This is a genomic window from Oscillibacter sp. CAG:155, from assembly GCA_000436875.1.
GTDB lineage: Bacteria > Bacillota > Clostridia > Oscillospirales > Oscillospiraceae > Oscillibacter.
The window spans coordinates 1-7,677 of sequence record FR890868.1 but is presented as its reverse complement, the minus strand read 5'-3'; the positions used below and the strand labels follow the sequence as shown (position 1 = coordinate 7,677).

10 protein-coding genes are annotated in these 7,677 nt (G+C 59.8%); 7 read left to right on the top strand and 3 right to left on the bottom strand.

Annotated features, from left to right (window positions below; genetic code table 11):
* Positions 1-816 (top strand): PD-(D/E)XK nuclease family protein (locus QZL67_RS03180; RefSeq protein ID WP_292919756.1); only part of this gene is annotated, 816 nt, incomplete at its 5' end.
* 105 nt (positions 817-921) lie between these two features.
* Here QZL67_RS03180 and QZL67_RS03175 read toward each other — a convergent pair.
* A complete protein-coding gene (locus QZL67_RS03175; protein WP_022289326.1) occupies positions 922-1,371 on the bottom strand; it encodes a CBS domain-containing protein in 450 nt (149 codons plus the stop codon).
* A gap of 200 nt (positions 1,372-1,571) precedes the next feature.
* Here QZL67_RS03175 and QZL67_RS03170 point away from each other — a divergent pair, with 200 nt between their 5' ends.
* From QZL67_RS03170 to QZL67_RS03145, 6 genes are all read left to right on the top strand, one after another.
* Complete coding sequence (locus QZL67_RS03170; RefSeq protein WP_022289325.1) at positions 1,572-2,237, top strand: Crp/Fnr family transcriptional regulator; 666 nt, start codon at positions 1,572-1,574, stop codon at positions 2,235-2,237.
* Between the two features lie 174 nt (positions 2,238-2,411).
* Entirely contained in the window at positions 2,412-3,254 is an 843-nt protein-coding gene (locus tag QZL67_RS03165; RefSeq protein ID WP_022289324.1) for a sulfide/dihydroorotate dehydrogenase-like FAD/NAD-binding protein, read from the top strand.
* 2 nt (positions 3,255-3,256) lie between these two features.
* The gene (gene gltA, locus QZL67_RS03160) at positions 3,257-4,642 is read left to right on the top strand and encodes an NADPH-dependent glutamate synthase (RefSeq protein WP_022289323.1); all 1,386 of its coding nucleotides are present in this window, start codon (positions 3,257-3,259) and stop codon (positions 4,640-4,642) included.
* Positions 4,643-4,819: 177 nt separating this feature from the next.
* On the top strand, positions 4,820-5,113 hold the full coding sequence (locus QZL67_RS03155; RefSeq protein WP_022289322.1) for a zinc-ribbon domain-containing protein: 294 nt from the start codon (positions 4,820-4,822) through the stop codon (positions 5,111-5,113).
* Positions 5,091-5,483, top strand: coding sequence for a DUF2085 domain-containing protein (locus QZL67_RS03150; RefSeq protein WP_306765921.1), 393 nt, complete (start codon positions 5,091-5,093; stop codon positions 5,481-5,483). Before QZL67_RS03155 ends, QZL67_RS03150 begins: the two co-directional genes overlap by 23 nt.
* Before the next feature lie 158 nt (positions 5,484-5,641).
* Complete coding sequence (locus tag QZL67_RS03145) at positions 5,642-5,962, top strand: multidrug efflux SMR transporter (protein WP_022289320.1); 321 nt, start codon at positions 5,642-5,644, stop codon at positions 5,960-5,962.
* A gap of 50 nt (positions 5,963-6,012) precedes the next feature.
* Here QZL67_RS03145 and QZL67_RS03140 read toward each other — a convergent pair whose 3' ends face one another.
* The gene (locus QZL67_RS03140; protein ID WP_022289319.1) at positions 6,013-6,951 is read right to left on the bottom strand and encodes an AEC family transporter; all 939 of its coding nucleotides are present in this window, start codon (positions 6,949-6,951) and stop codon (positions 6,013-6,015) included.
* 12 nt (positions 6,952-6,963) lie between these two features.
* The coding region (locus tag QZL67_RS03135) for a DMT family transporter (protein WP_292919752.1) at positions 6,964-7,677 on the bottom strand (714 nt) is incomplete at its 5' end.

Below are 7,677 nucleotides of genomic sequence, written 5' to 3'. Positions count from 1 at the left end.
GCGGGCGTGGAGCTGGAGCGGCTCTATGAGGGCGACACTGCCCCCTGGCAGGTGTTCTGCCACGACAGTGAGGAGTTCCGGACCCGGCCCCGTCCAGCGGCGTCTTTGGAAACGGACAAGGGGACAGAGACCTTCGACCCGGCACTGCTGGAATTTGTCTATCCCTACCAGCGGGAGACGCTGCTGCCCGCCAAGGTGACGGCCACCCAGCTCAAGGGCCGGCCGCTGGATGAGGAAATTTCCCAAAACGCCCGACATACTCCCTACCTCCGGCCCCTCTCCCAGCCCCGGTTCCGGCAGGAACGCCAGGGCCTGACAGCGGCGGAACAGGGGACCGCCACCCATCTGGTGCTCCAGTATCTGGACTTTTCCAATGTGGATGTGGCGGGCCAGGTGGAATCCCTGCGTCTGCGGGGACTGCTGACAGACGAACAGGCCGCGGCGGTGGACCAGGAGGCGCTGGAGCGGTTCCTTCGTTCGCCGCTGGCGGAGGAGATCCGGCACGGCCAAAATGTCCGGCGTGAGTATCCTTTCACCCTTTTGATGGACGCCCGGGACTACGACCCGGACGCCGCGGCGGGGGAGTCCATCCTGCTCCAGGGCGTGGTGGACTGCTGCTTTGAGACGGAAGAGGGGATCACGGTAGTGGACTTCAAGACCGACCGGGTGCTGACAGACGCGGAGGTCCGCCGCCGGGCGGAGCAGTACCGTCCTCAGCTGGAGGCATACAGCCGGGCGCTGGAGCGGGTGCTGGAGCGGCCGGTGGTGCGCAGGGAACTGTACTTTCTGCGGGCCGGTGCCAGTGTGGAGCTGTGAATCCGGCTCTGCCTCCCGAAAAAGAAAGAACAGCGCAGAAAAAGGCGGCAGGGCAAACGCCCTGCCGCCAGAGAAATCAAATGCTGATGTAGAGGTTTTTAAAGGTCATACGATTTTCCGCAGAGGCGGCTGCACCAGCGCCTGCTGCTTGCCGGCGTAATACCGGATGATGTCTTTGCGGGTGACGATGCCGGTAAAATTGCCCAGATCGTCCACCACGGGAATGAAGTTTTGGTTCATGGCGCTTTGCACCAGTTCTTCCATACTGACAGTGATGCGGACGGGGGGATAATGGTTGCCTCTGAGAATGTCGCGGATACGAAGATGTTCCATGTCCTTCATGGAAAGAGCCTTTTGCTGCTTGGTCTCATCGGAGAGGAGTTGCCAGAGGAAGTCTCCTTCGCTGACGGTGCCTACGTAGGTTCCGTTGCGGGTGATCACAGGGATAGCGGTGTAACCGTGGTAGCGCATTTTTTCCAGGCCCTGACGAAAAGTGTAGTCATCATACAGATAGGCGACGTTGCTTTTGGGGAGCAGAAAATACGCAATATTCACATCGTTGCCTCATTTCTTCAAGCGGATGACCGCCCGTATTTGGCCTCTCCGGCCTTCTGGATATAGTATACAGGAAGTGCCCGGAAAATTGGTGAATAATTTATGAAGTTTGCCACGCCAACCTCTTTACATTTGAGGGTAGGCCTGCTATGCTAATAGCACGTGACATATGCAACATTTCAGAAAGGGGGACGGTCACGATGCTGACCAGAGAGGAGCTGGAAAAAAGCCCTCTGTTTCAGGGAATCTCCTATGAGAGCTACTGTGCGATGCTGCACTGTTTTCAGGCGGTCCAGAAGTCTTTCCGGCCGGATGAGCTGATTTACGATTTTACGATGCCCACCAACAACGCGGTGGGAATCGTGGAGCGGGGGAGCGCTTCGCTGATCCGGATCGACGAGGAGGGCGTTTCCACAGTGATGGAGGAGCTGGGTGCCGGCGGCGTCTTTGGGCGGACCCTAGCCTTTGCCACCTCGAACGGCGATAGTCTGGAGGTCATCTGCCGCACACCCTGCGACGTGCTCTTTATCGACTACCCCCACATCCTCAAGCGCTGTGAGCGGGCCTGTACCCACCACAGCCTTCTGGTGCAGAATATGCTGCGGCTGATGAGCGACAAGGCCCAGGCACTCTCCGAGCGGGTGGACGTGCTCTCCCGGAGATCCATCCGGGAAAAGCTGCTGTGCTATTTCCGCCAGCTGGCGGACAAAGCGGGGGCGGAGACCTTTACACTGCCGTTTTCCCTCAGCACGCTGGCCGACTATATCGCCACTGACCGCAGCGCCATGATGCGGGAGCTCAAGCGGCTGCGGGAAGAAGGGGTTCTCCGCTCGGAGGGACGGCAGTTTACCCTCTGCGGCAGCTGAGCAATTTCAGCTTCACAAAACTTCCAAAAAGTGCGTTAAAAATTTGGCAGTCTGACGGAGAAAACACATTGACGGGGCATCCTGAGCGTGTTAAAATATCAACAATGTGTCACGCCGAAGGATACAGGTCCGATAGAAAACAATCATTCGATCATTCGGGAAAGAAGGAACAGTATGTATCGTATCGTGAGAAAAGAGGCGCTCCGGCCCACAGTCACTCTGTATGAGATCGAAGCACCCCTGATCGCCAAGAAGGCCCAGCCCGGCCAGTTTATCATCCTGCGGGTGGACGAGCAAGGCGAGCGCATCCCCATAACGATCAACAACTATGACCCTGAAAAGGGCACTGTTACCATCATTGTCCAGACCGTGGGCGCCACTACTGAGAAGCTCAGCCATCTCAACGAGGGTGACTGCCTGCAGGACTTTGTCGGTCCTCTGGGCAAGGCCACGGAGACCGAGGGAAAGAAGAAAGTCTGCGTGGTGGGCGGCGGCGTCGGCTGCGCCATTGCATACCCGGTTTTGAAGAAGTTCCACGACTGCGGCGCCGAGGTCCATGCGGTCATCGGCTTTAAGAACAAGGACCTGGTGATCCTGGAGGACGAGTTCCGAAAGGCCAGCAGTGTCCTGAAGGTCTGCACCGACGACGGCTCCTATGGCCAGAAGGGCCTGGTCACCGACGCTCTCAAGGAGCTGATCGAGGCCGGCAACCAGTATGACGAGGTCTTTGCCATCGGTCCCATGGTCATGATGAAGTTCGTCTCCAAGACCACGGAGCCCTACGGCATCCCCACCACCGTCTCCATGAGCCCCATCATGATCGATGGCACCGGCATGTGCGGCGGCTGCCGTCTGAGCGTGGGCGGCGAGATGAAGTTCGCCTGCGTGGACGGCCCCGACTTTGACGGCCACAAAGTGGACTGGGATCTGGCGGTCAAGCGCAACCAGATGTACCGGGAATATGAGGCCCACAAGTACGAGGAGACCTGCAACCTGTTCAAGAAGGAGGCCGAATAACCATGGCCAATATGTCTTTAACGAAAAATCCCATGCCCTCTCAGGACCCCAACGTCCGCAACAAGAACTTTGAGGAAGTGGCACTGGGCTACACGGAAGAGCAGGCTCTGGATGAGGCCCAGCGCTGCCTGAACTGCAAGAACAAGCCCTGCATGGGCGGCTGCCCCGTTATGGTACATATCCCCGAGTTCATCGCCGAGGTGGCCAAGGGCAACTTTGAAGAGGCCTATCAGATCATCTCTGCCACCAGCGCCCTGCCCGCCGTGTGCGGCCGCGTCTGCCCCCAGGAGAGCCAGTGCGAGAAGTACTGTGTCCGGGGCAAGAAGGGCGAGCCCGTGGGCATCGGCCGTCTGGAGCGGTTCGTGGCCGACTGGCACAACGCCCACTGCACTGCCGCACCGGAAAAGCCCGCTTCCAACGGCCACAAGGTGGCGGTCATCGGCTCCGGCCCCGCAGGCCTGACCTGCGCCGGCGACCTGGCCCGGAAGGGATACGAGGTCACCGTGTTTGAGGCGCTGCACCTGGCCGGCGGCGTGCTGGTTTACGGCATCCCCGAGTTCCGTCTGCCCAAGGCCATCGTCCAGAAGGAAGTGGACGGCCTGAAGGCTCTGGGCGTCACTATCGCCACCGACACCGTCATCGGCCGCACCGTCTCCATCGACGAGCTGCAAAACGAGATGGGCTTTGAGGCCGTGTTCATCGGTTCCGGCGCTGGTCTGCCCATGTTCATGAACATCCCCGGCGTCAACTACAAGGGCGTTCTGTCTGCCAACGAGTTCCTGACCCGGATCAACCTGATGAAGGCCTACAAGCCCGATTCCGACACCCCCATCATCCACCCCAAGCGCGTGGCGGTTGTGGGCGGCGGCAACGTGGCCATGGACGCCGCCCGCTGCGCAAAGCGGCTGGGCGCCGAGGTCTACATTGTCTACCGCCGCGGCATGGAGGAGCTCCCTGCCCGTAAGGAAGAGGTGGAGCACGCCGAGGAAGAGGGCATCATCTTCAAGACCCTCAACAACCCGGTGGAGATCCTGGCCGATGAGAACGACGACGTCAACAAGATCCGCTGCATCAAGATGGAGCTGGGTGAGCCGGATGCCTCCGGCCGCCGCCGTCCCATTGAGATCCCCGGCAGCGAATTCGAGATCGACGTGGACTGCGTCATCATGGCACTGGGCACCAGCCCCAACCCCTTGATCAAGTCCACCACCGAAGGTCTGGAGATCAACAAGAAGGGCGGCATCGTGGTCAATGAGGACGGTCTCACGTCCCGGGCCAACGTCTACGCCGGCGGCGATGCCGTCACCGGTGCTGCCACCGTCATTCTGGCCATGGGCGCCGGCAAGACTGCCGCCAAGGCCATCGACGAGGCTCTGAGCAAGAAGTAAATCAAGCCCTTGAAAAGGCCGCCGTTTTCAAAACGGCGGCCTTTTTGTGAAAAGAAGGGAAAGCCGGGCGGAAAACGCCGGAAGAAGGTTGACAGGAAAGGCTCCGTCTCCTAGAATAAGGGTATCCCGGAGCGCCGGGAGTGAGAGAAGAGAAGAACAAAAAAGGAGGCGGAGTACATGGCATATTGCAGACATTGCGGCGCGAGAATCGACGACGGGGCAAATGTGTGCCCGGAGTGCGGAACGGTCCAGAACAACGCCCCGCAGACCACAAACGATGACGGAGGTTTCTTGTGGGGACTGCTGGGATGCTGCATCCCGATCGTGGGACTGGTTCTGTTTCTGGTCTGGCGGGATACCAAGCCCAACACCAGCAAGGCGGCGGGCATCGGCGCACTGGTGTCGGTGATCCTGTATGTACTCTGCTACGTGTTTGCAGCGGTGATTGGTGTGGGCGTTGCGATGTACTAAGGTGAAGGTGTGGCTGTATCGGTGGCTGCCCATCGTCTTTGGCTGTCACTGCCGGCCGGAGCGCTCGTTTCACTATCATGGGCAGCCCTTTCCCATCTGCGCCCGCTGTACAGGAGAGCTTGTGGGGCTGCTTGCGTCGGCAGCGACTTATGCGCTCTGGCATCCGGGCGCGATTGTTTCCGCCGTGCTGCTGCTCCCATTGGTAGCTGACGGCCTGGTGCAGCTGTGCACCGCCTACGAAAGCAAAAACAGGAGGCGTTTTGTCACCGGGGTGTTGTTTGGGTACGGATTGCTGAATTTGTTTTTGCTGTCCCTGGTATGGACCTTTCATTGGGGCTATACACTGGGTCTTCGGTGGAAGGCGGTATAAGGGCAGGAGTACCCGGCAGCTTTTCCGGCATGACAAGAGCATACATCATACGGTTCATCCGCCGCCGGGTGGATGAAAGGCGTTTGTCCCATGCACCGGCAGGCCTCGAAGATGCGTGGAGCAAGCGCCTTTTTCTGTTTCAGAGGAGGTACATTTTTATGGCATGGGGATGTTTGATTCTGGCGGGGTGTCTGGAAGTGGTTTGGTCCACGGCGCTGAAGCTCTCGGAGGGGTTTTCCAGGCTGGGCTGGTCCGCATTGACGATCGTGGGGATGCTGGCCAGTTTCCTCTTCCTTTCCCAGGCGCTCAAGACACTGCCGCTGGGGACATCCTATGCCATCTGGACGGGCATCGGTGCGCTGGGCTCTGTGGCGGTGGGGATCCTGGTCTTTCAGGAGCCGGCCACAGCGGCCCGGATGTTTTTCGCCGCGCTGTTGCTGACCGGCATTGTAGGATTGAAGCTGACGTCTGCCGGCTGATGGGAAGGCGATGCAAAAAGGCCCCTCCGTTTCGGCGGAGGGGCCTTTTATCACATCCAGCCCAGTTCCTTCAGAAGGAAAATCCAGAAGAACAGCGTCACGATGCAAAAGAGAGTCGTGCCTACCACGATCTGCCCGGCCAGGGTGCCGTCGGCGTCCATCTCAATGGCCATTGGAAAGGAGGAGACCGCCGTGGGAGATGCCAGCATGACCAGTGCGGCGCCCATCTCCGCGCCCCGGAAGCCGAGAAAAGCAAAAAGCGGAAGGAATACGGCGGGGACCAGCACCAGCCGTCCCAGAATGCCCACGGTCATCTCCCGCAGGCTGCCCCGCAGCTTGGAGAACTCGAAGGACCCGCCCAGGACCACCAGAGACAGGGGCGTCGCCACCTGGGAGATGTCGTCCAGAGCATCCACGATCACCTGAGGCAGCGACAGATCCAGCAGCAAAAACACCAGACCTGTCAGCGTGGCGAGGATGAGCGGATTTTTCGCAATACCCAGCAGCATCCGCCGGGCGTTGGGCTTGCCGCCCCGGAAGACCTCCAGTGCCACCACGGAGAGCATGTTGAACATAGGGATGACCACCACCGTCAAAATGGAGGCCACGCCGCTGTTCTCCTGGCCGAAGAGGGAGACGGCCACCGGCACGCCGAAAAGGGCGAAGTTGCTGCGGAAGATGCCCTGCACCAGAACGCCCCTCTTTTTTGGGTTCTTCTCAAACAGAGGAACCAGGACCATTAGCGCGCAGAAGCACACCAGAATGACAGCCGCCGCCCAGGCCAGCAGCCGGGCGTTGAACACCTGGGCAAGGTTTGCCCGGTAGACATTCAAAAACAGCAGACAGGGCAAAAATACCCGAAACACCAGCTTGTTGCAGACGCTCAGCGTGTGATCGTCCAGCAGCTTGATGCGCTTGAGTCCATAGCCCAGCACCAGCTGGGCGAACAGGGGAAAGACCACGGTAAATGAGAGAATCAGGTTGTCCATTTTGATACCTCCTCAGTGAGACCGACAGCCGGCAGGGCGGCGGAACAGCGGCGTCTCCCGCTGGGTCACCACAACGCCTGCGGTGATGAGGGCGGCGCCCAGAATCGCAATGGGAGAGATGGCCTCCTCCAGAAAGAGGGCTGCTGCCACGATGGTGACGAAGGGAATGAGGTAGATGAAATTGTTGGCGGAGACCACTCCTAACAGCCGGACAGTCCGGTTCCAGAGCACATAGCAAAGTCCGCTGCCGATGAGTCCCAGAAACAGGAGATTCCCGGCAATAGCCGGCGTGGCCAGTGGTGCGGCAGGGAAGGGGGCACCCTCCAGCAGTACGATGGGCACCGCGGTGACGGTTCCCCAGAACAGTGTCCGCCGGGTCACCAGAAGGGGGTCGTGCTGTCCGCCCATCCGCCGCAGCAGCACGGAGTACACCGCCCAGCAGGCGGCGGCTCCCAGTGCCAGCAGATCGCCCCGGGGGTCCAGCTTTAAAACGAAGGCACCGTTGAAGACCACCAGGATCACTCCGGTAAAGGCGATGAGAAATCCCAGCAGTGTCCGGCGGGAGAAGCGTTCCTCCCCGGCAAAGTGGGCCAAAATGGCGGTGAAGATGGGAGCTGCCGCCACAATGATGCTGACATTTGCGGCCAGCGTGTGGGTGAGGGCGGTATTTTCCGTGTAGAAATAGAGGGAACAGCCGGCAAGCCCCATCAGCAAAAAGGCTCCCTC